We start from the raw sequence: 20,827 nt of genomic DNA, 5'->3' as shown, positions 1-20,827 counted from the left end.
GACGTTGGGGCTGCCATTGCCGCCGATGGCGTGACCGGGTCTTTTCGTCGGCCCATGGTCGGGTGGGAGAGCGCCCTGTCCTTGGGTGGCGCCGGTGGCACCGGTGGCTGTGCCCTGGGTTTCGTCCAGCGGTGCGGCCGGGTGCTTGTCGTGCCGGTCCGGGGTCTGCTCCGCCTCGCTGTCGTCGCGGCCGGGAGAGCGCGCGACCGGGCGAGTCGCCGTCGTCCCGGCGTTCGACGGAACGGCTTCCTTGTGTGGGCTGCTGATCGGACGCCCCGATCTTGCCGGCGCCTGTGCGGACCGCGGCTTCGTGGACGCCGCCGAGGTCGGGGTCGGCCGCGCCGATCGGATCCTGGGGCGTGCGGTCGGTCATCCGCCGCCGGCAAGCGGTTCGCCGTCCGGGGTTGTTCTGGGGGCCGGTTTGCGATTAGCTAATTACTGACCGAATGTTCGGTAAGAAAGGGTGGTGGCGATGGCTATGGAACCGGCGGCGGTACGTGACCGCCCCACCGGTCAGGAGCTGACAGCGGACTTCGACGCGCGCATTGCCGCACACCAGCGGATCGAGCCGCGGGACTGGATGCCCGAGGGCTATCGCAGCACCCTGGTGCGCCAGATCGCCCAGCACGCGCATTCGGAGATCATCGGCATGCAGCCCGAAGGCGACTGGCTCACCCGCGCGCCCTCGCTGCGGCGCAAGGCCATCCTGTTGGCCAAGGTCCAGGACGAGGCCGGCCACGGGCTGTACCTGTACGCCGCGGCCGAGACCTTGGGAGTGGATCGCGCCGACCTCACCCAGCGGCTCATCGAAGGCCGCCAGAAGTACTCCTCGATCTTCAACTACCCCACCCTGACCTTCGCCGACGTCGGAGTGATCGGGTGGTTGGTTGACGGCGCGGCCATCTGCAACCAGGTGCCCCTGTGCCGCAGCTCCTTCGGCCCCTACGCCCGTGCCATGGTGCGCGTCTGCAAGGAGGAGTCGTTCCATCAGCGCCAGGGCTACGAGCTCCTGCTCCAGATGATGGCGGGCACCCCCGCCCAGCGCACCATGGTCCAGGACGCGGTCAACCGGTGGTGGTGGCCCTCGCTCATGATGTTCGGACCGCCCGACGCGGACTCGCCCAATACACGTCAGTCCATGGCCTGGGGGATCAAGCGCGACACCAACGACGAGCTGCGGCAGAAGTTCGTGGACATGAGCGTGCCCCAGGCAGTCGCACTGGGGGTGACCCTGCCCGACCCCGACCTGGCGTGGAACGCCGAGCGCGGACACCACGACTTCGGCGCGGTGGACTGGGCGGAGTTCAAGCGGGTCGTCTCCGGGGGCGGCCAGTGCAACGCCGAGCGTGTCAGCCGGCGCCGCGCCGCCCACGAGGAAGGGGCGTGGGTGCGGGAAGCGGCCGCCGCCTACGCGGCCAAACACCAGGGGACCGGACAAGGGGACGATCGATGAGTGACTCCGCACCCGCTGATGAGTGGCCGTTGTTCGAGGTCTTCGTGCGCGGCAAGCGCGGCCTCAACCATGTGCACGTGGGTTCGCTGCATGCTCCGGACGAGGAGATGGCCCTGCACAGCGCCCGCAACCTCTACACCCGACGCAACGAGGGAGTGAGTATCTGGGTGGTGCGCGCCTCGGCGATCACCGCCTCCAGTCCCGACGAGAAGGACCCGTTCTTCGCGCCCAGCGGGGACAAGGTCTATCGCCACCCCACCTTCTACCCGATCCCCGACGACGTCCCGCACATCTGACAGGAGGCCGCGCGATGACGAACACCGACAACCCCTACGGCGGACTCGCCGAGGACGACGCGCACGCAGGCGACCAGTGGGCCTTCGGTACCGGGTTCACCGCGGCGCTGGCCGGGGTCAACACCGCGCTACCGGTCGGGATCGACCAGGACGATCTGGCGCTGTACTGCCAGATGTTGGGCGACGACGCCCTCGTGGCCGCACAACGGCTGATCCAGTGGTCCACCGCGGCGCCCGAGCTGGAAGAGGAGATGGCGCTGGCCAACATCGCCCTCGACCTGCTCGGACAGGCCCGGCTGCTGCTGGCCCGCGCAGGCCAGGTTGACGGTTCGGGGCGCGACGAGGACGCGTTCGCCTACCTGCGCGACGCCCGGGAGTTTCGCAACGTGTGCCTGGCCGAGACCCCCAACGGCGACTTCGCCCATGCTGTGGTCCGCCTGCTCGTGCTGTCCGCCTGGCGGCTGGAGCTCTTCACCCGGCTCGCCGACACGGCCGACCCGGTACTGGCCGCCGTCGCCGCAAAGGGGAGCAAGGAACTCGCCTACCACCGCGAGTATGCCGTGCGGTGGACGCTGCGCCTGGGCGACGGGACCCCCGAATCCAGAGATCGGATGACCGCGGCACTGGAGCAGGTCTGGCCGCTGACCGGCGAGCTGTTCGCCACCCACCCGGTCGAGGCCCGCCTGGCCGATCAGGGGGCCGCCGTCGATCCGGCGGGCGTGCGCGCCGAAGTCGGTGAAGTCGTGGCCCGGGTGCTCGTCGCAGCCACTCTGGAGGTCCCACCTGCGGTGCCGGTGCCGGAGCCGACCGGCCGTGCAGGACTGCACGGGCCCGAACTCGCCGCCATGCTGCACGAAATGCAGTCGGTGGCCCGCGCCCACCCGGAGGCGACATGGTGACCGACGGCCTGGACCGGGCGCGCCGCGCGGCAGAGACGGTGACCGACCCCGAACTCCCCATGCTCACCCTCGCCGACCTCGGAATCCTGCGCGAGGTGGCGACCGAGGAGGACGGGACCGTCACCGTGGCCATCACCCCCACCTACTCCGGCTGTCCCGCGCTGGTGGAGATGCGCGCCGATGTGCGCAGGGCCCTGCACAACGCGGGATATCCCCGGGTCCAGGTGCGCACCGTGCTCGCCCCGCCCTGGAGCACCGACTGGATCACCGAGGAGGGGCGGCGCAAGCTCACCGAACACGGCATCTCCCCACCCGGCCCCGCCCCCGCGCGGGTGTCCGGTCCGGTTCCGCTGGACCTGGCACCCCCGCGCAGGGCCGTGCGCTGCCCCCGGTGCGCAGCCTCCGACACCGAGGAACTGTCGAGGTTCGGGGCCACCTCCTGCAGGGCGCTGTGGCGCTGCCGCGTCTGCCGCGAACCCTTCGAGCACGTCAAGGAGATCTGAGCCGTGACCGCTTCCGCCCTCGAGCCCACCGCGTCCGAAGGAGGCCGCGCTGCCTTCCATCCCTTGCACGTGGCGGCCGTCGAACACCTCTGCGCCGACGCCGTCGCTGTCACCTTCGACGTGCCCGAGCACCTGGCCCGGGCGTACGATTTCCTTCCCGGCCAGTTCCTGACGCTGCGGCGGACCGTCCAGGGGCGCGAGGAACGGCGCAGCTACTCCATCTGCGCACCGGCCGGGCAGGCGCCGCGCATCGGCGTGCGACTGGTCCCCGGAGGGGTGTTCTCTTCCTGGCTCGTCCACGAGGTCCGCCCCGGAGACCGCATCGAGGTCGCCCTACCCAGCGGCCGCTTCACCCCCGGTCCGCAGAACAGGCCCCACCACGTCCTGATCGCGGCCGGCTCGGGAATCACCCCGGTGCTCTCCATCGCCGCCTCCCTACTGGAGAGCACCGATGCGCGGGTCACCCTGCTCTACGGCAACCGGCGCAGCGACACGGTCATGTTCACCGACGATCTGGCCGACCTCAAGGACGTCCACGGGGCACGCCTGCACCTGGTGCACGTGCTCTCCCGCGAGCAGCGGGCCGCGGAGCTGCTGACCGGCCGGTTGGACGCCGATCGGCTCGACCGGCTGCTGGATGCCCTGGTCCCAACCGACCGCGTCGGGGACTGGTGGCTGTGCGGCCCGCTGGGAATGGTGCGCGACGCCCAGCGCGTGCTGCAAAAACGCGGTGTCGCCCCCCAGAGGGTGCACCAGGAGCTGTTCTTCGTCAACGAGGCCCCGCCCGAACCGGTACGCGGGGCCCAACCGGAGCCCGAAGCGGGGACCAGCGAGGTCACCGTCGTTTTGGACGGCCGTGCCACCACGCTCTTCCTGCCGCGCGACGTCCCTGTGCTTGACTCCGCCCAGCGCGTGCGCGCGGACCTGCCGTTCGCCTGCAAGGGCGGGGTGTGCGGAACCTGCCGGGTCCGGGTCGGCGACGGTGCGGTGCGGATGCTGCGCAACTATGCCTTGGACGAGACCGAGGTGGCCGCCGGCTACGCGCTGTCGTGCCAGTCCCTTCCCGTCACCGACTCCGTGACCGTCAACTTCGACGCCTGACCGCCGCCACGAGGGGGCGGCGGCCGGGCCCGTCGTCCGCGGACGCCTTGCTAGCCCAGACGACGGATCTCGCCTCGGGTTCGGTAGAAGCCACCGTTGGACTCGATGACCTCGTCCACCACGTAGCGCACGCCGGGGCTGCGGATCTCCTTGGGGAACTGCACCCGCCAGGTCGGGTCGAAACCGGGGGAGTCCACCCGGACTCGCAGGCGAGAGCCCTCCTGCACGCACTCCACGACCACGCCACCGCTTCCAGCCGCGGCGACCATGGGCAGGCTCTCCACGCTCCGGGAGGGGGCGACCGCCGCCACATGCGTGGCTTTGATGTCCACGGCCTCGGGCACGTTCCCCTGCTCGGCTGCCCGAACCGCCGTCTCGCTCGCGTCGATGCAGGCCAGTGAGCCGTCGGTGGTGACGATGTAGAGACGGTCGTCGAGGAACTGCATGGAGTAGGCCGAACCGCACCCGCTTCCCAGCTTCCACAGTCGCTCGCCCTCGCGGGTGAAGCAGTAGATCGAGGAGTTGCTGTCGCCGGCGAACACATAACGGCCGTCCAGGGAGGTGGCGCAGGAGAACACCGGGCCGTCGCAACGGTAGGAGGAGCGCAGCGTGCCGTCTTTGCCGATCCGGTTGACCCGGTTCTGGGTGGTGCCCGCGAACACCTCGTCGCCTTCCTGCCAGCCGAACAGCACCGCGCCGTTGGTTCGCACGTTCCACAGGGAGTCGCCCGACCGCGGGTCGTACTTGGTCACTCCGCCGGAGTGACCGTGGTAGACGCCCTCGGAGTCGCAGCGCACCATCCAACCGGAGCGGCCCCCGCTCTTGCGCGACCACTGGAACTCGTCCTCGTGGTCGATGCTGGTGATCTGGCCGGCCTCGTCGGAGACCCCCAGCACCCCTTCGTGGATGTCCAGCCAGAAGATGTTGACGTCACTGGAGATCTCGTAGGCCACGTGCGGGATCTTGGCGCCCAGGTCGTAGACCTTGCCGTCGTCGCAGCCCGCGTAGATCCAGAAGTCGTCGGCGACGATGCACTTGACGCCGTCGGGGAGCGCGTAGCGTGCCGTCACCGTTCCGTCGTGGGAAAGGGTGTAGACGTCGCCGCGCTCGTTGCCGACCCAGCAGCGCTCGTCGTCGACGAAGATCCCGAACGCCGGACCACCGGACCTGAACCGCCACAGCACCGGGGCCTGGCGCGCGGTGGAGCGGGTGCTGTTGATGACCCGCCGGGTTACGGGGCGGCGCTGGCGACCGCCGGCCACCGCCGGGGCGTACCCCTTGCGGATCTTCTCGCCGATCTTCTTCGCGGCCACCGCGCCGGCCTTCTCCCGGGTCGGGTGGGTGGAGGACCGGACCTGTCCGGCGTCACCGATGCGCCCGTAGCGGATGGTGACCTCGGTCCCCTCGACCTTCACCTCATAGAACTTGTGCGCGCTGCCGCTGTCCTCGGAGAGTTCGAGGTAGGTGATCTGGTCGCCCGACTGCTGTGCCACGAATCCGCCCTTCACCGCAGGTGACGCGCAGCCCGGTCGGCGTGCGGTCCCATCCAATGCCCCACAATTTAGAACAGTGCTGTGACAATCGGGCGCCCCGCGGTCCCGTAGACCGCACCACCATCGGGTAACGGTGAGCCGGATCTCTTGTGCCGCAGTGTGTGCGGCACCCACTCTGGGATACGTGAGCGACTACGACTACGACCTCGTGGTGATCGGCAGCGGCCCCGGCGGGCAGAAGGCTGCGATAGCCGCCGCCAAACTCGGCAAGCGCGTCGCCATCGTCAACCGCCTGGAGATGGTGGGCGGATCCTGCCTGCATACCGGGACGATCCCCTCCAAGACGCTGCGAGAGGCCGTCCTCTACCTCACCGGGATGAGCCAGCGCGAGCTGTACGGCGCCAGTTACCGGGTCAAGCAGGAGATCACGGTCGCGGACCTGCTGTCCCGGACCCGGCACGTGATCGACCGCGAGGTCCAGGTCGTACGCGCTCAGCTGCAACGCAACCACGTCACGTTGATCGCGGGCACCGCCCGCTTCGTCGAGCCGCACGTCATTGCGGTGAAAGGCAGCGGCCAGAGCGAGCAGGCCCGGGTGAGCGCGGGTGCCGTCGTGGTCGCCACCGGCAGCCGTCCGGCGCGTCCGGCCCAGGTGGACTTCGACGAGGCCCGGGTACTGGACTCCGACGAGATCCTGCAGTTGGAGGAAATCCCCTCCTCACTGGTCGTCGTCGGTGCCGGGGTCATCGGCATCGAGTACGCCTCGGTGTTCGCTGCATTGGGCACCCGGGTGACGGTGGTGGAGCAGAGGGACCGGATGCTGGAGTTCTGCGATCCCGAGATCGTGGAGTCGCTCAAGTTCCACCTGCGTGATCTCGCGGTGACCTTCCGGTTCGGGGAAAAGGTCGTGGATGTCGCAGTCTCCGATCGCGCCACGGTGACCACGCTGGTCAGCGGTAAGCGCATCCTGGCCGACGCCGTCATGTACTCGGCCGGACGCCAGGGCCTCACCGACGATCTCGGGTTGGAGAACGCCGGACTCGCCGCTGATGAGCGGGGCCGGCTCCAGGTGGACGAGCACTACCGGACCGACGTGGACCACATCTACGCGGTGGGCGACGTGATCGGTTTCCCCGCACTCGCCGCGACCTCGATGGATCAGGGGCGCCTCGCCGCCTATCACGCGTTCGGCGAACCGGTCAGAGAACTGGCGGAACTACGGCCCATCGGCATCTACACCATTCCCGAGATCTCCTACTGCGGGGCGACCGAGGCGGAGCTGACCTCCGCAGCAGTCCCCTACGAGGTGGGCACGGCCCGGTACCGGGAACTGGCCCGCGGCCAGATCGCCGGCGACTCCCACGGAATGCTCAAACTGCTGGTGTCCACCGTTGACCGGAGGCTCCTGGGGGTCCACCTGTTCGGAACCGGGGCGACCGACCTCGTGCACATCGGCCAGGCCGTGATGGGCTGCGGCGGGTCCGTGGACTACCTGGTGGACGCGGTGTTCAACCATCCGACGCTGTCGGAGGTGTACAAGATCGCGGCACTGGACGCCACCAACAAGATCCGTGCCTTGGAGCGCTTCGGCGATTGACCGCCAGTGAGCGTCCCTGACCTGCCTTCTTGCGATGTCAAAGGATGTCTTCGCAGTTCAGTGTGGTTTTTCGCTGTGTCCGGAGGGATTGCGGAGTGTGCACACTTAACTTTACTTAACCGGTTGTGTGGCCTTCATCACTATGCCTATGGTGGCGTCGGCGCCTCAGGAGAACTCGCGTGGGGGGCGTTCCCAGCCACCCGATTCCCCTTGCCCGAGGGGGCCTCCTTTGAGGAAGGTCATGAGAAAACGTCTCGCATTGGCTGCAACCGCGGTACTCGCCCTGTTGGCCTCACTGTTCGTGCTCGCCCAACCCGCTCACGCCCAGACCGGTTTCACCGTCGAGGAGGGCCGTCTCCTCGACGCCAACGGCAACGACTTCGTCATGCGCGGCGTCAGCCACGCCCACACCTGGTACGCCCAGGAAACCGACTCCTTCGCCGGGATCAAGTCGCACGGAGCCAACACCGTGCGGGTCGTGCTGAGCAACGGCGGACAGTGGACCCGTAACGACGCCTCCGACGTCGCCAACGTCATCAGCATCTGCAAGGCCAACCGGCTCATCTGCATGCTGGAGGTCCACGACACCACCGGCTACGGGGAGGCCGGCGCGGCCGTCACGCTCGACGAGGCGGTGGACTACTGGATCAGTATCCAGAGCGTGCTGAGTGGTGAGGAGGACTACATCCTCATCAACATCGGCAACGAGCCCTACGGCAACAACGCCTCCGTCAACGCGGGTTGGGCCTCCGCTACCTCCGGGGCCATCACCCGGTTGCGGGACGCGGGTTTCGACCACACGCTGGTGGTGGACGCACCCAACTGGGGCCAGGACTGGGCGCACATCATGCGCGACAACGCCCCGGACGTCTACGCGGCCGACCCGACCGGTAACACCCTCTTCTCCATCCACATGTACGGCGTGTACGCACAGGCGGCCACGGTCACCGCCTACCTGGAGCACTTCGTGGACGCGGGCCTTCCCCTGGTGGTCGGCGAGTTCGGTCACGACCACTCCGACGGCAATCCCGACGAGGACACCATCATGGCCGAGGCGGAACGGCTCGGCCTGGGCTATATCGGCTGGTCCTGGAGCGGAAACAGCGGCGGGGTGGACTATCTCGATATGACCGAGGGGTTCGACGCCGACAACCTCACCTCCTGGGGTGAGCGGATCTTCTACGGTTCCAACGGCATCGACGCCACTGCGGAGGAGGCCTCCGTATTCGGTGGAAGCAACCCCGGTCCCGGTCCCGGCCCGTCTCCCGACCCCGGCGGCAACACCGGTTGCACGGCGGTCTACACCACCGTCGGACAGTGGCAGGGCGGCTTCCAGGGCCAGGTAACGGTGACCGCCGGTGCAGCTGCGCTCGCCGGTTGGCAGGTCAAGTGGACCTTCGGCGGCGGGCAGAGCGTGAGCCAGTCGTGGAGCACCTCGCTCAGCACCAGCGGGGCCGCTGTCACGGCCGCCAACGCCTCCTACAACGGCACGCTTGCCGCAAGCGGTTCCACGACCTTCGGGTTTCTCGGTTCGGGGGCGACTCCGTCCTCCCTCGCGCTGACCTGTACCGCGCTCTGACACCGGTCCAACAGGGGCGGGGCGGGTGCGAACCGATCGGTTCGCACCCGCCCCGCCTTCATGGGACCAAGCCGGTGGTCAGGGGGTTACGCCCCGGCTCGGATCTGGTCGCGGATCCACACGCCGGACTCCTTCAGCCGGGAGGTCCCGGCCCAGGGCCCGCCCGCCGTGCAGGTGCCTTCGGTGAACACCGCGCCAGAACGGTGGTCGTCGGAGAAGTTCCAGTTGACCCAGCTGATCTTCTGTCGTTCCAGCAGGTCCAGGTAGCGCTTGGCCGCGACGAAGTCGTTGGCGCCCTCTCCCGAGTAGTCCTGGGTGCCGAACTCGGTCACGAAGATCGGCAGGACGTTGGAGGCGCGCTCCAGTTCGCTCAGGTAGCTGTTGCCGTGCGAGGCCGCGTAGAAGTGGAAGGTGTACATGATGTTGTCGGCGTTCACCGGGTTGGCGGTGATCTCGGTGTGCGACGAACCTTCGGAGACGCCCAGCGAGGACCAGGCGCGAGTGCCCACCAGGATGACGGAGTCGGGGTCCTCGGCCCGGATGACCGGGATGACCTGCTCGGAGTAGCTCTTGATGGAGTTCCAGGAGACGCCGTTGGGCTCGTTGGCGATCTCGTAGATCACGTTGTCCTTGTCGGCGTGCCGTTCCGCGATCTCGGCGAAGAAGGTCTTGGCGCGCTCGGTGTTGTGGTTGGGGTCGCCGGGGCTCAGCATGTGCCAGTTGACGATGACGTACATGCCGCGCGCCGTGGACTCCTCGATCAGGTCGTGCATCCGGTCGGTGAACCTACGCGGGTTGGTCTCGTAGCCGCCCTCCTGGATGTACATCGACAGCCGGACGATGTCGGCCTTCCAGTCGTCGGCGAGGGCGCTGAGGGAGCCGCCGGTGAGGCAGTGGTCGAACCACTGGATGCCGTGCGTGCTCATGCCGCGCAGCTGGACCGGTCTGCCGTCCTCGTCGCACAGGTTCACGCCGCAGACGTAGACCTTGCCGTGCTCCTGGACGGGGGAGGCGTTGGGGTTGGTGGGCGGAACGGTCGGATCCGGACCGGGGCCAAGATCGCCGCCGGAGCAGGCGGATCCGTTGACCGTGCACGCGGTCGGTTCACCGGTGCCGTTGACGGTGAAGCCGAAACTGGTGCTCGCCCCGGGGGTCAGGGCGGCGTTCCAGCCGACGTTGGTGAAGGTCTGCTTGGCGCCGTTGGCGGAGCGTTCGGCGTTCCAGTGACTGCCGACGCTGGAGCCCGCGGGCAGGGTCAGCTCGACCTTCCAGCCGTTGACCGTGCTGCCGGTGGCGTTTTTGACGGTGACGGACGCGGTGTAGCCGCTGTCCCAGGTGGAGTCCTTGGCCACCGTTGCGGTGACGCTGGCCGCGTGCGCGGTACCTGGGGAGATCATTATGCCGGCCAGGACGAGGAGCCCGGCGAGTGCTGCGGCCACCAGGGCCGTGGTTCTGGAGCGGAGGGGAAACGTATTGGGGGACTGCGCCACTGGATGCCTCCGTGGGGGGTGGTCGGGTCAGGCGCTGGAGCGGGCGGCCTCGACCTGGGAGCGTTCCCAGGCGCGCTGGGCGCCGGCCCTCCCCGCGCGATGGGACAGGGGAGGGGGCGATTGGTGAAGAGGTTTCCAAACGCAACCGGAACGTAATCAAACAGCCGCGCAAAGTCAACGGTTGACATTCCGGTATCCGCCTGTGCCCTGCACGCGGACCATCACCGAACTGAGGGCCGCAGTGCTGCGGTTGGATAACGGCCGTCGGGCGAGTGCCCCGGCACCGTTGCCTTCTTCGCGTCGTGGGGAGCAGCCCGCCACCTGCGTGATTTCGCTTCGGGACCGTGGGGGCGCAGTCGCAGTGGGGGAGACGTTGACACCACGTGCGCCCTCGTCGGCGGTATTCTCGGCATCCGGGTCCCGGACACCGGCCTGCCCCGGAGCCGGGTGCAGCAGGTGGAACCTCTTCCCCAGTGGGCCTTCGCCGCCGATGTGCGAGCCCACCGGACACCGGACCCACTGCCCGATTTCTCCGGTTCGCCCGCCGCATTCCGCGTCGGTGCGCCATAGTGGTCGCGCGGTGGTGCACATCAACGAAAGACGGGGACGGCCATGGGCGACCGCTGGACCGCGATCGACTTCGAGACGGCCAATCACGACCGGGGCAGTGTCTGCTCGGTGGGGTTGGTCCGGGTCGAGGAAGGGCGTATCGCGGAGCGCTACACCACCCTGATCAAGCCCCCTCCGCAAGCGGGACGGTTCGCGCGCTTCAACATCGACTTCCACGGGATCGGGCCCGAGCAGGTGGCCGACGCCCCCGAGTGGCCCGAGGCGTTTCGGGCCATTGTGGACTTCGCCGACGGCGGCCCCCTCGTCGCGCACAACGCCGCCTTCGACATGGGCGTGATCCACGCGGCCTGCGCGCACACGGGCCTGGCCTGGGAGGCCACCGATTACGCGTGTTCGCTGTATACCGCACGGCGCACCTGGCCTGCGCTGGACAACCACAAATTGCCGACGGTCTGCGCCGAGATCGGCCACGACCTGCTGCGCCACCACGCAGCCGATGCCGATGCCGAGGCAGCGGCCCACATCATGATCGCCGCACTGCGTGTGCACGGCGTGCACACGCTCTTCGACCTGTGCCTGAAAACCCGCCGCCCGCTGCTGCGCACGAGCGGGCTCGCAGCCCGGGTCAACCCGGCTCCGCTGCCCGCGCCCGTCCAGGAACCGGCGCCGACGCTCTGGGACGCCGAGCCGTCACGTGCCCGACCGCCCATGAGCGCCCGTTACCAGCAGTGGCAGGACATCGCCAGAGAGCCGCTGCCCGAACCCGACCCGAACGCCGACCCGGCAGGGGCGCTGTTCGGTCGGGTCGTGTGTGTCAGCGGTGACCTGGCGGGGATGTCCAAGATCGAGGCGTGGAAGCGCATCGCGGCAGCCGGCGGTGTCCCCGCCAAGAACGTCACCAAGAAGACCAACGTGCTGGTGACCGGCGCGGTCGATGGGGCCAAGACGGCCAAGCATCGTCAGGCCGAGGCGTACGCGGCCAAGGGGCAGCGCATCGAGGTCGTCTCCGAGGCGGAGTTCACCCGCAGGCTGGGGTAGCCGAGGGCCCGGTGGTGCGCGGTGCGCCCCGGGCCCAAGGTACGGTGCTACGCCTCGTCCACGCTCTTGTCGCGGCGCCAGTAGCCGCAGAAGGAGATGTCCTTCTTGGCGACGCCCCGGTCGTTGACCAGGTGGCGACGGACCGAGGTCACGACGGAGGACTCGCCCGCGAGCCAGGTATGCCCGAGGTCGGCGGGGAGTTCGGCGCGGCGGATGGCGTCCAGCACACCGTTCTCGGGTCCTTCGGACCGGTGGATCCAGTGGACTCGTACGCCCGGCGGCGCTGCCAGTTCCTGCTCCTCGGCGGCGTCGGCAACCTCGATGTAGACCTCGGCCCGGTCGTCGTGTTCCAGGCTCGCCATGATTCCGGCGATCGCGGGCAGCGCGGTCTCGTCACCGGCGATGAGTGGTCGGCCGGGGTGCGCGGCGCGATCGAACATGATCCCTTGTTCCAGCAGGCCGGCACGGTCGCCCGGTTGCGCCCGGCTCGCCCAGCGCGTCGCAGGTCCGGTGTCGCCGTGCAGGACGAAGTCCACGTCGATCTCACCGGCCCGGGGCCGGTGCTGCCGGACGGTGTAGTTGCGAATCACCGGACGCACGTTCTCCGGCATCGCCTTCCACTCGTTCCACCAGTCCTCGGTGGCCGGGAGTACCGGGTCCTGCTGGTCGTTGAGGGGCAGGAAAAACCGGAACCAGTGGTCGTAGCCGCGTGCGGGAAGCCCGGTGACGCCGGGGCCGGTGAAGGTGACACGGGCCATCTGGGGGCTGACCCGGCGGACAGCCGACACTTCGACGAGCGCGGCGCGGGCACTGGGGCGTGCAGGCACGAGACCAACTCCCTGGTGGAGATCGCGGCGGAGAACAGGGATCGCGGAACGCGAGAACGCACCACAATTTCAGGTAAGCCTAACCTGATTTGTGCTTCGCCTGCTCGGCGGGGAGGACCGTTCCGCCCGAGGCCCTGTGATGGGTAGAAGATGAAAAGGGCGAGACGCCCCGCCCACGGGAGCTCTCGACCGAGAGACCCGCACTTTTGACCAGGAGCGTTCGATGAGTGAACTGACCGTAGTCGATGTGCCCGAGAGCAAGCGGTTCGAGGCGCACCAGGACGGTGCGCTCGCCGGTTTCGCCGACTACATCCGCACCGCCGAACTGATCACCTTCACCCATACCGAGGTGGATCCGGCCTTCGAGGGCAAGGGGGTAGGCAGCGCGCTGGTCCGGGCCTCGCTGGACGCGGCCCGCGCGGAAGGGCTGCCGGTGCTCCCGGTGTGCCCGTTCTACCAGGGATGGATCGCCCGGCATCGGGAGTATGCCGACGTCCTCTACGGCACCACGGCCGACTAGCCCGCGCGATTGCTCGCAGTTGATCCGTCGGCGCGGGGGATTCGCGCCGACGGATCAACTGAAGAACCGGGTCCCGAGTACCGGTGCCCGAGCGTAGGGGCACACGGCAGGAAGCCGACCGGGTGCGGTCAGGTCACATGTCGCCCGGGCGGAGACGGAACGCCTGCAAGCGCAGTTCGTAGTACTTGTCGGTCTCGCCGACCCACTCCATTCCCAGCCGGCGTGCGGTCTGGATCGCGCGCTGGTTACTCGGCCGGGCCACCGCGAACAGCTCCTCCAGGCCCTGGCTGAACGCCCAGCTGATGAGTGCGCGGCTCGCCTCGGTGGCGTAGCCCTGGCCCCATGCGTCGGGGCGCAGCTGCCAGTTGAGCTCGAAGTCCTCCTCGAACGGAGGCAGCAACCGCAGGGACAGCCCACCGATCACCTGGCCGTCGGTCTCGCGGACCACCGCCCACCGCCCGGCCGGCGGAATCAGGTTGGGTTGAGCCTCCACCCATGCCTCCAGGACCGAGCGCATCGCCGATACGTCGTCCACGGTGCGCATCACCGGCGTCAGCCAGCGTGCCACCTCGGGAGAGCCGTAGACCGCGAAGGCGGCCTCGGCGTCGTCAGTGCCCCAGTCCCGGATCAGTAGTCGCTCGGTGCGCAAGGGTGCCGTCATATGACGATCGTAGTCGCCGTAAAGCGGTGCGATCTGATCACCTCGTAAGGTTTTCTCATTTTTAGCGACGTAGTCGCGCATTTTTGCGCGAGCTATATCTTTCCGGTAAATCAAGGAACCTGTGCGTCGCTCCGGACGCCGTACCCAACGAAACCGAGTATCCGAGCGCTCAACAGAGCAGGTCCTGCCTCTCCTCGAGGTGTGGAGCGCGCCGCCGACGACGGAGGACTGATGACCGCCACCGCACCGCTGCTCGACAGCGACCCCCAGCGGGTGGGCGCCTATACGTTGACCGCCCGGCTGGGAGAAGGCGGGCAGGGCGTTGTCTACCTGGGGACCGACGCCCGGGGCGGACTGGCCGCGGTCAAGCTGCTGCACACCGACCTCCTGCACGATTTTGCGCTACGCGCCCAATTGGTCAAGGAGGTCGAGACCGCGCGCCGGGTAGCCCGGTTCTGCACCGCCCAGGTCCTGGACGCCGACGTCACCGGCGATCCGCCGTACGTGGTCAGCGAGTTCATCGACGGTCCCTCCCTGCACGCCGTCATCCGCGACGAGGGACCACTGACCGGCTCCCGCCTGGAGCGTTTGGCGGTGGGCACCATCACCGCGCTGGCCGCGATCCACCGCGCCGGTATCGTGCACCGCGACTTCAAGCCGGGCAACGTACTGTTGGGGCCGGACGGCCCGCGCGTCATCGATTTCGGCATCGCCCGCGCGCTGGACCGTTCCATCCACACCGACACCATCGCGGGCACCCCTTCCTACATGGCCCCCGAGCAGGTCGCGGGTGGGACGCTGGGCCCCGAAGCCGACGTCTTCGCCTGGGGGGCGACCATCGTGTTCGCGGCGACGGCCACCCCGCCCCACGGCCAGGACTCGCTGCCCAGCGTCATCCACCGGGTCACCACTCTGCCCCCCGATCTGGGCGGGCTCACCGGTCCACTGCGCGCCCTCGTCGAACAGTGCCTCGCCAAGGATCCCGCGGCCAGGCCCACCGCTGCGGCGGTCCTCATGAGCGTGCTCAGCGGTGGAACCCCGCCGTCCCCCGAAAGCCCGGCAGAGGGAACGGCACGCCCGGTCCCCGTGCAGGCAGAGCTTCCCACCCCCACCCTTCAGGCGGGGGCGATGGTCGCGGCGGGCAACCGGCCGCCGGCGGTCGCCCGCCGGCCGGAGCCGTCCCGTCCCGCGACCGCCGGCCCCTCGACGCCGTTCCCGCCAGGTGCGTACGCTCCGGTGGCCCACCCGGCCACCGGAGGGAACGGTGCACCGCCCGGCGGGCCGGGGACCTATCCGCCCGGCGGCCCGGTCGCATATCCGCCGCGCTTTGCACCGCTGAGGTCGGGGCCGCCCACCGTGCCTCCGGCGGGGCAGACGAACCATCCGCCCTCCACGGGGTTCGCGCGGCCGCGGCAGGCAGGAGCCGGCCGCTCCTCAGGTGTGCTGCTGTTCCTGGGAATCCTGCTGCTGGTGGGCACGGTGGTGGCGGCGGGAGTGGCGTTCTACCTCTCCCAGCAGGGCGGTCAGAGTGCTCCGCGCAGTACCCTCGACCCCGGCATGTACGGCATCGGGCTGGCGTTTTCGGGCCGGGGCGGTGCGACCGGCTGAGCCGCGGTTCAGCGTGGTGCCAGACGTACCGTGATCCCGTCGAGGGCGACCACCAGTCTCTTGGCGAACCACTCGCGGAGAACGGCGTTGATCATGGCGTGGGACACGGCTCGGAGCTCCGGGGCGAGCTCGGGCAGCAACTCGTTCTGGAAACGGGAGCGCCGGCCGGCGGACTCCTCCTGTTCCTGGTCCAACGCCCTCCCAGCCGCGATGGTTTTCACAGGCCATGTCGATGACGATGTCGCAGGCCGGCATGGCGTCAGCGGGGGTGAAGTCCATGTTCACCAGGCTGCTGCCGGTCGGCAGCCAGCAGTGCGTCCAACTGTCGGCCCAGCGGTACTGCTCCTTCGCTGTTGTCCACCTCCCAGTGCGGGGCGGCTGGCGGCTCGTCCGGGCGGATCCGCGCGACGAAGGCATCGAATTCCGCGAGCTTGCCGGCATCGTTGTGCCGGCCGCGTGCGGTCAGTCGCTGCCTGAGGGTGGCCGGTGCGCAGCGCACCCAGAGCAGCCGCACCGGTTCCCCGCCCAGCTCGGCGACCCAGGAACGCCACCGTGCACGATCGCGGATCTGACCGGTGAAGGGTGCGTCCAGCAGTACCGGGCACCCGGCCCCGCGGACCTGGCGGGTCGCTGCCGTCAGACCTCCGTACTCATGGACTTTCACATGTTCGTCGTACCAGGGCCCCTCTCGTTCTCCGTAGGGCCGGCCATGGGCGTGCAGTACCGCCGCGGCGAAACCTCCGTAAAGGGTGTCCTTGTCCAGTAGGGCGGGCACCGGACGGAGTCTCTCCAGTAGCAGTGCGCCCACCGTCAACTTGCCCGCGCCCGGCGCGCCCGACACGATCCACACGGGTGCCGGCCCCTCGAATCCACTCATCCCCCCAGCCTGGCAGCCCCGAGCCGGTACGGCTTCACCTGTGCCGCGGTCCGACGCATGCCATCAGGCATTCTGGGCAGCTGGGCGCCATCCCGGGGAAAGGCAGAGGCATGAGCAGCACGCGCTGGTCGATGAGGCACCGGCATCCGATGGACGAGGCCGGAACCTCCGAGACGACCTGGCGTGGGTGGCGTGCGCTGCGCGAGTTCCCCGCGCTGCACCTGGCCGGCATCACCAGCGCGGTCGTCGTCACCCCGCATCCCGGTGACGAGGTGCTCGCTGTCGGCGGGACGATCGCGATGTTGGCTGCGGCGGGTGTGCGGCTGCGGGTGATCGTGGTGACCGACGAGGACCTCCCGGGACCGGTGACGACCCGTTCCGCGCGGTGCCGTCTTGACGAGGAGATCGAGGCGCTGCGCACCCTGGGTGCGCTGGATGCCCATGTGCTCCGTCTGGGACTGCTCGGGGGCGCGGTGCGCTCCGGCGGGGACTCGGAGCTGGCCGGCGCGTTGGCAGACGCCTGTTCCGGGTTTGAACTGTGCGTGGCGCCGTGGGAGGGCGACCCGCACTCCGACCACGAGGCGACCGCCCACGCCGCAGATATCGCCGCCCGAAAGGTCGGAGCGTCCCTGCTGAGTTATCCGGTGTGGATGTGGCATTGGGCCAGTCCCGGGGACGATCGGGTGCCATGGGCAAGTGCCTACCGAATCGTTCTATCCGAGCAGATTCGGCGCCGTAAAACCGCCGCCATATCCTGTTTTGCTACACGTATCGGTATCTATGGGCGGACGCCGTCCGGGGCGGCGCTTCTGCCGCCCGAGCAGATCGCGCACTTCGCCCGCGAGGCCGAGCTGGTGTTCCCGGACGCCTGACCCAGCTTTTTCCCGGGTTTTCCGGCGAGGGGAGAGGGTGCGAACTATCGTCGGGCGCTATGACTGACTCGCGCTTCGGTACACCCACGCCTCCCTCCTCACCCGCCAACGGCTGCCCGTTGAGCAGCCAGCCCGAGGCCGTCCCGCTGCACGGCGACACCCTTCAGGGCGATACGCGCGAGCTGTGGGAGCTGATGCGCAAACGGTTCGGCGGGATCGCTCCCGTTGAGGTGGAACCCGGTGTACGCGCATGGCTGATGCTCGGCTACAGCGAGCACCTCGAAGTTCTGCGCGACCCCCACCTCTTCCCCCATGACGCCCGGAATTGGCGGGAACTGCGTGAGGGACGCATGACACCGAACCACGGCACCTATCCGGTGTTCGAGTACCGCCCCAACGCCCTGCACACCGACGGCGTCGAGCATCAGCGCCTGCGCGGGGCCCTGGTGGACGCCTACGAGGCCTTCACCACCAACAGGCTGCGCACCGACATCGAAGAGGTCGCCGGAGCGCTGATCGACAGTTTCGCCCCTTACGGCGAGGCCGACCTGATCGACGACTTCGCCTACCGGATCCCGCTGCTGGTGATCAACCGGATGCTGGGCCAGAACGACGACCACGGCTATTTCCTCTGCGACCTCATGATGGACCTGTGGGACGGCGACGCCGAGGCCGCCAACGCCGCCAACGTCAAGATGGTGGGGTTCCTGATGGACCTGGTGGCGCGCAAGCGCGTCAAGCCCGGCGACGACATCACCTCGCGGCTCTTGGCGCACGAGGCGCAGCTGACCGATGAGGAGATCGCCCAGCAGATCATGCTCACGATCGCGGCCGCGCATGATCCGACCACCAACCTGATCGGAAATGCACTGCGGTTGCTCCTCCTCGAACAGGAGATGCGAGTGGCGGTTTCGGGCTCCCAGTTGCTCATCCACGACGCTATCGAGCAGGTTCTCTGGCGAGAGCCCCCGTTTCAGACCTTGGCCGGGCGCTACGCGCGACGCGACACCGAGGTCGCCGGTTACCGGATCGCTGAAGGGGACTGCCTGATCTCAGGTTATGCCGCAGCCAATAATGACCCGATTCTTTACGACGCCGATGGGGTCCATGCGTCGGCCCGGAGCTCCGGTAACCGCTCTCACCTGGCATGGGGTGCCGGGCCGCACCGCTGCCCTGCGCAGAAGATCGGCCAGCACATGGCAGCCTCCAGCATTCAGACCCTGGTCTTCCGCTTGTCGGATATGCAACTCTCGGTACCTGAGCGTGACCTTCGCTGGCGTCCGTCCCTATTCATCCGGGGGCTTGAGCGCCTTCCCGTCGTGTTCACGCCACAGGAGGTGTCCACTGCCCAGAGCGGAGACCAGACATGCGTGAACCAGTCGTCCTCGACCCCTACGCCAGAGACACCCAGGCCCAGGCCGCACGACTCAGAGAACTCGGGCCCGTGGTCCAGGTTGAGCTCCCTGGTCCGGTCGTTGTTTGGGCGGTGACCCGTCACGCCGAGGCCCAGGAGGTCATGGCGGGCAAGGACTTCGTGAAGAACTACCGGAACTGGAAGGCGTGGCAGGACGGTGAGATCGCCGAGGACTGGCCACTGATCGGCATGATCCACCTGGACAACATGCTGCACTCCGACGGTGACGCCCACACGCGCATCCGAGGGTTGGTGGCCAAGGCGTTCACCCCGCGTCGGGTCGAGTTGCTCCGGCCGGCCATCGAGGAGCTCACCGAGAACCTGCTCGACCAGATGGAACGCGGGAACGGCGCGGCCGACCTCCGCTCGGCACTCGCCGTCCCGCTTCCGATGGGGGTGATCTGCCGATTGTTCGGTATCCCCGACGAGGATCGACCCACCATCCAACGGCTCGTCTCCAGCGTCTTCAGTACCGTCGCTCCGGTCGAAGAGGTGCTGGCCACTCAGGCGACGGTCACCGAGTACTTCACCGACCTCGTCCAGCGACGCCGCGCCACCCCCGGGGAGGACCTCACCAGCGCCCTCATCCAGGCTCGCGACGAAGGCGACCAGTTGTCCGACCGGGAGCTGATCGACTCTCTCTGGCTGTTCATGGCGGCCGGCTTCGAGACAACGGTCGGCGTCTTCACAAACGCCGTCAAGGCGTTGCTCACCCACCCCGACCAGCTCGGCCTGCTCCGAGACGGCGCGGTGCCCTGGAGCGCCGCGGTGGAGGAGACCTTGCGCTGGGACACCAGCGTCGCCATCCTGCCCTTCCGCTACCCCGTCCGCGACGTCGAACTGGGCGGCCGGTTGCTCAAGCGCGGCGACCCCGTTCTCGTCTCCTTCGCCTCGGCCAACCGTGATTGCGCCCAGCATGGTGCGCAAGCACACGTTTTCGACATCACCCGCGAGCAGAAGCGGCACGTGGCCTTCGGGCACGGTCCGCACTTCTGCCTGGGCGCCCCGCTGGCCCGGTTGGAGCTGGGGGTGGCACTTCCCGCTCTGTTCCGCCGTTTCGGCGATCTCGACCTCGCCGTGGACCCTGCCGAGCTCACCCCCGTGCCCTCGATCTTCACCAACGCACCGGAGCGACTGCCGGTGCGTTGGAATCCGGACGAGGACCGGCTGGTGCCCTCCTCGGTGCGTGGCGCTACGTCCGCTGCGCGCCGAGGAGGTGGTGAATGACCAGGTTGACGTAGACGTCGCTGAGCTGGTCGATCGTCAGCTCTCCGTCGGGGTCGTACCAGTTCAGTATCCCTTCCAGGGTTTCGAGGACGGTGGCTCCCGTGACGGGCTCGCGACTGGTCCGGGCGAACAGCTGCAGATCGCGCCCTTGTTCGATCAGTCCCTGTATCCGTGCGCGGTAACCGCGCAGCAGTCCGGACAGCTCCCGGTGCCGGTCGGGGTAGATGGTGCGCAGGACCGGTAGAAGCGCACGACGCAACTCCTGCTCCGTGCGGTGCTCCCAACTGAATGTGATGTGGCGGCGGATCATGGTGCACAGCCGATCCAGGGGGGAGTGCGCTGCGGAGACGGCGTCGTCCTCCGTGCTCACCAGCCGTCGGGTGCAGCGCAGGGCGACGGCGTAGCTGAGATCGAGTTTCGTGGGGAAAGCGCGCCGAAAATCAATCGCGTCGATATCTGCTGCCAGTGCGACCGTGTGCATGTCAACGTTCTCTGAGCCGTGTGCCGAGAAAAGCCGGGTTGCGGCGTCGAGTGCGCGGTTCGTATGGATGCTGCCCAAAGGAGAGGAGTTGGCCGTCATGGTCATTTCTAGCCTGCACCGTCGTTGGAGTCCGTACGTGCTCTGGGGTATTTCGCGCTATTGGTATCTGGAAAGTTCCATATGAGGGGATCGGGGGTGGCTCAGGAATACGAAGCGATTTCGAGGATAGCGGCGTTCTAGCCGGGATTGGCCGGAAAACGGCTTCAGGCATCGAAATGAAATGCCGACGCTTTCGGCGCGGACGGCCAGCCGTAGGGGAAT

At 68.4% G+C, this 20,827-nt stretch carries 20 protein-coding genes and 1 pseudogene; 13 read left to right on the top strand and 8 right to left on the bottom strand.

What is annotated here, in order from left to right; all coding sequences use genetic code 11:
* Positions 1 to 478: 478 nt before the first annotated feature.
* The 5 genes from paaA to paaE are packed head-to-tail and all read left to right on the top strand — an operon-like array spanning position 479 to position 4,252.
* Positions 479 to 1,453, top strand: a complete 975-nt coding sequence (gene paaA / locus AC0VYP_RS17620; protein ID WP_475474282.1) for a 1,2-phenylacetyl-CoA epoxidase subunit PaaA — start codon at positions 479 to 481, stop codon at positions 1,451 to 1,453.
* Positions 1,450 to 1,749 carry a 1,2-phenylacetyl-CoA epoxidase subunit PaaB gene (gene paaB, locus AC0VYP_RS17615; protein WP_285757124.1) on the top strand — a complete coding sequence of 100 codons (300 nt, stop codon included), beginning with the start codon at positions 1,450 to 1,452 and terminating at the stop codon, positions 1,747 to 1,749. Before paaA ends, paaB begins: the two co-directional genes overlap by 4 nt.
* A 14-nt stretch (positions 1,750 to 1,763) precedes the next feature.
* A complete protein-coding gene (paaC, locus tag AC0VYP_RS17610; RefSeq protein WP_475470764.1) occupies positions 1,764 to 2,648 on the top strand; it encodes a 1,2-phenylacetyl-CoA epoxidase subunit PaaC in 885 nt (294 codons plus the stop codon).
* Positions 2,642 to 3,151 carry a 1,2-phenylacetyl-CoA epoxidase subunit PaaD gene (gene paaD, locus AC0VYP_RS17605; protein ID WP_475470763.1) on the top strand — a complete coding sequence of 170 codons (510 nt, stop codon included), beginning with the start codon at positions 2,642 to 2,644 and terminating at the stop codon, positions 3,149 to 3,151. The genes paaC and paaD overlap by 7 nt, the downstream gene beginning before the upstream one ends.
* Positions 3,152 to 3,154: 3 nt before the next feature.
* Positions 3,155 to 4,252, top strand: coding sequence for a 1,2-phenylacetyl-CoA epoxidase subunit PaaE (paaE, locus tag AC0VYP_RS17600; protein ID WP_475470762.1), 1,098 nt, complete (start codon positions 3,155 to 3,157; stop codon positions 4,250 to 4,252).
* Positions 4,253 to 4,302: 50 nt separating this feature from the next.
* Here the strand turns inward: paaE and AC0VYP_RS17595 are convergent, their stop codons facing one another.
* Positions 4,303 to 5,745, bottom strand: coding sequence for a WGR domain-containing protein (locus AC0VYP_RS17595; protein ID WP_475470761.1), 1,443 nt, complete (start codon positions 5,743 to 5,745; stop codon positions 4,303 to 4,305).
* Positions 5,746 to 5,929: 184 nt separating this feature from the next.
* Here AC0VYP_RS17595 and sthA point away from each other — a divergent pair, with 184 nt between their 5' ends.
* Positions 5,930 to 7,342 (top strand): Si-specific NAD(P)(+) transhydrogenase, encoded by a 1,413-nt coding sequence (gene sthA, locus AC0VYP_RS17590; RefSeq protein WP_475470760.1) that lies wholly within the window; start codon positions 5,930 to 5,932, stop codon positions 7,340 to 7,342.
* A 241-nt stretch (positions 7,343 to 7,583) separates the two neighbouring features.
* Positions 7,584 to 8,921 carry a cellulase family glycosylhydrolase gene (locus AC0VYP_RS17585; protein ID WP_285757118.1) on the top strand — a complete coding sequence of 446 codons (1,338 nt, stop codon included), beginning with the start codon at positions 7,584 to 7,586 and terminating at the stop codon, positions 8,919 to 8,921.
* Positions 8,922 to 9,007: 86 nt separating this feature from the next.
* Here the strand turns inward: AC0VYP_RS17585 and AC0VYP_RS17580 are convergent, their stop codons facing one another.
* Positions 9,008 to 10,078, bottom strand: a complete 1,071-nt coding sequence (locus AC0VYP_RS17580) for a glycoside hydrolase family 5 protein (protein ID WP_475474280.1) — start codon at positions 10,076 to 10,078, stop codon at positions 9,008 to 9,010.
* A pseudogene (locus AC0VYP_RS17575) lies at positions 10,052 to 10,318 on the bottom strand (cellulose binding domain-containing protein); the annotation flags it as partial. The pseudogene AC0VYP_RS17575 and the gene AC0VYP_RS17580, both read right to left, overlap by 27 nt.
* A 705-nt stretch (positions 10,319 to 11,023) precedes the next feature.
* On the opposite strand from AC0VYP_RS17575, the gene AC0VYP_RS17570 reads away from it, so the two are divergent.
* A complete protein-coding gene (locus tag AC0VYP_RS17570; RefSeq protein ID WP_475470759.1) occupies positions 11,024 to 12,019 on the top strand; it encodes an exonuclease domain-containing protein in 996 nt (331 codons plus the stop codon).
* A 47-nt stretch (positions 12,020 to 12,066) separates the two neighbouring features.
* On the opposite strand, the gene AC0VYP_RS17565 is transcribed toward AC0VYP_RS17570, so the two are convergent.
* A complete protein-coding gene (locus AC0VYP_RS17565) occupies positions 12,067 to 12,846 on the bottom strand; it encodes a siderophore-interacting protein (RefSeq protein WP_285757113.1) in 780 nt (259 codons plus the stop codon).
* A gap of 223 nt (positions 12,847 to 13,069) precedes the next feature.
* On the opposite strand from AC0VYP_RS17565, the gene AC0VYP_RS17560 reads away from it, so the two are divergent.
* On the top strand, positions 13,070 to 13,366 hold the full coding sequence (locus AC0VYP_RS17560) for a GNAT family N-acetyltransferase (RefSeq protein ID WP_285757112.1): 297 nt from the start codon (positions 13,070 to 13,072) through the stop codon (positions 13,364 to 13,366).
* A 133-nt stretch (positions 13,367 to 13,499) separates the two neighbouring features.
* On the opposite strand, the gene AC0VYP_RS17555 is transcribed toward AC0VYP_RS17560, so the two are convergent.
* Entirely contained in the window at positions 13,500 to 14,027 is a 528-nt protein-coding gene (locus tag AC0VYP_RS17555; protein WP_285757111.1) for a GNAT family N-acetyltransferase, read from the bottom strand.
* A 231-nt stretch (positions 14,028 to 14,258) separates the two neighbouring features.
* Here AC0VYP_RS17555 and AC0VYP_RS17550 point away from each other — a divergent pair, with 231 nt between their 5' ends.
* Positions 14,259 to 15,635, top strand: coding sequence for a serine/threonine-protein kinase (locus AC0VYP_RS17550; RefSeq protein ID WP_475470758.1), 1,377 nt, complete (start codon positions 14,259 to 14,261; stop codon positions 15,633 to 15,635).
* 8 nt (positions 15,636 to 15,643) lie between these two features.
* On the opposite strand, the gene AC0VYP_RS17545 is transcribed toward AC0VYP_RS17550, so the two are convergent.
* Both AC0VYP_RS17545 and AC0VYP_RS17540 read right to left on the bottom strand, forming a co-directional pair.
* A complete protein-coding gene (locus AC0VYP_RS17545; RefSeq protein ID WP_475470757.1) occupies positions 15,644 to 15,829 on the bottom strand; it encodes a hypothetical protein in 186 nt (61 codons plus the stop codon).
* 65 nt (positions 15,830 to 15,894) lie between these two features.
* Positions 15,895 to 16,512, bottom strand: coding sequence for a P-loop nucleotide/nucleoside kinase family protein (locus AC0VYP_RS17540; RefSeq protein WP_475470756.1), 618 nt, complete (start codon positions 16,510 to 16,512; stop codon positions 15,895 to 15,897).
* A 110-nt stretch (positions 16,513 to 16,622) separates the two neighbouring features.
* Here AC0VYP_RS17540 and AC0VYP_RS17535 point away from each other — a divergent pair, with 110 nt between their 5' ends.
* The 3 genes from AC0VYP_RS17535 to AC0VYP_RS17525 are packed head-to-tail and all read left to right on the top strand — an operon-like array spanning position 16,623 to position 20,025.
* Positions 16,623 to 17,384, top strand: a complete 762-nt coding sequence (locus tag AC0VYP_RS17535; protein ID WP_475470755.1) for a PIG-L deacetylase family protein — start codon at positions 16,623 to 16,625, stop codon at positions 17,382 to 17,384.
* Between the two features lie 59 nt (positions 17,385 to 17,443).
* Positions 17,444 to 18,874, top strand: a complete 1,431-nt coding sequence (locus AC0VYP_RS17530) for a cytochrome P450 (RefSeq protein WP_285757106.1) — start codon at positions 17,444 to 17,446, stop codon at positions 18,872 to 18,874.
* The gene (locus AC0VYP_RS17525) at positions 18,871 to 20,025 is read left to right on the top strand and encodes a cytochrome P450 family protein (RefSeq protein WP_285757104.1); all 1,155 of its coding nucleotides are present in this window, start codon (positions 18,871 to 18,873) and stop codon (positions 20,023 to 20,025) included. Before AC0VYP_RS17530 ends, AC0VYP_RS17525 begins: the two co-directional genes overlap by 4 nt.
* On the opposite strand, the gene AC0VYP_RS17520 is transcribed toward AC0VYP_RS17525, so the two are convergent.
* On the bottom strand, positions 19,991 to 20,506 hold the full coding sequence (locus AC0VYP_RS17520; protein ID WP_475470753.1) for a TetR-type transcription factor C-terminal domain-containing protein: 516 nt from the start codon (positions 20,504 to 20,506) through the stop codon (positions 19,991 to 19,993). The two genes, AC0VYP_RS17525 and AC0VYP_RS17520, sit on opposite strands and share 35 nt — an antisense overlap.
* Positions 20,507 to 20,827 lie beyond the last annotated feature (321 nt).

The organism is Nocardiopsis sp. iso_186, assembly GCF_056173365.1.
Note: the sequence above shows the minus strand (reverse complement) of the source record. Positions and strands in the feature narration are given on the sequence as shown.

What these genes read in the sequence shown, in the direction of transcription:
- AC0VYP_RS17585 (WP_285757118.1), top strand. Translation starts at nt 7,584, where the DNA reads ATGAGAAAACGTCTCGCATTGGCTGCAACCGCGGTACTCGCCCTGTTG.
- paaA (WP_475474282.1), top strand. Translation starts at nt 479, where the DNA reads ATGGAACCGGCGGCGGTACGTGACCGCCCCACCGGTCAGGAGCTGACA.
- AC0VYP_RS17560 (WP_285757112.1), top strand. Translation starts at nt 13,070, where the DNA reads ATGAGTGAACTGACCGTAGTCGATGTGCCCGAGAGCAAGCGGTTCGAG.
- AC0VYP_RS17535 (WP_475470755.1), top strand. Translation starts at nt 16,623, where the DNA reads ATGAGCAGCACGCGCTGGTCGATGAGGCACCGGCATCCGATGGACGAG.
- AC0VYP_RS17550 (WP_475470758.1), top strand. Translation starts at nt 14,259, where the DNA reads ATGACCGCCACCGCACCGCTGCTCGACAGCGACCCCCAGCGGGTGGGC.
- paaB (WP_285757124.1), top strand. Translation starts at nt 1,450, where the DNA reads ATGAGTGACTCCGCACCCGCTGATGAGTGGCCGTTGTTCGAGGTCTTC.
- AC0VYP_RS17570 (WP_475470759.1), top strand. Translation starts at nt 11,024, where the DNA reads ATGGGCGACCGCTGGACCGCGATCGACTTCGAGACGGCCAATCACGAC.
- AC0VYP_RS17520 (WP_475470753.1), bottom strand. Translation starts at nt 20,506, where the DNA reads ATGCACACGGTCGCACTGGCAGCAGATATCGACGCGATTGATTTTCGG.
- AC0VYP_RS17540 (WP_475470756.1), bottom strand. Translation starts at nt 16,512, where the DNA reads ATGAGTGGATTCGAGGGGCCGGCACCCGTGTGGATCGTGTCGGGCGCG.
- AC0VYP_RS17530 (WP_285757106.1), top strand. Translation starts at nt 17,444, where the DNA reads ATGACTGACTCGCGCTTCGGTACACCCACGCCTCCCTCCTCACCCGCC.
- paaC (WP_475470764.1), top strand. Translation starts at nt 1,764, where the DNA reads ATGACGAACACCGACAACCCCTACGGCGGACTCGCCGAGGACGACGCG.
- paaD (WP_475470763.1), top strand. Translation starts at nt 2,642, where the DNA reads ATGGTGACCGACGGCCTGGACCGGGCGCGCCGCGCGGCAGAGACGGTG.
- AC0VYP_RS17555 (WP_285757111.1), bottom strand. Translation starts at nt 14,027, where the DNA reads ATGACGGCACCCTTGCGCACCGAGCGACTACTGATCCGGGACTGGGGC.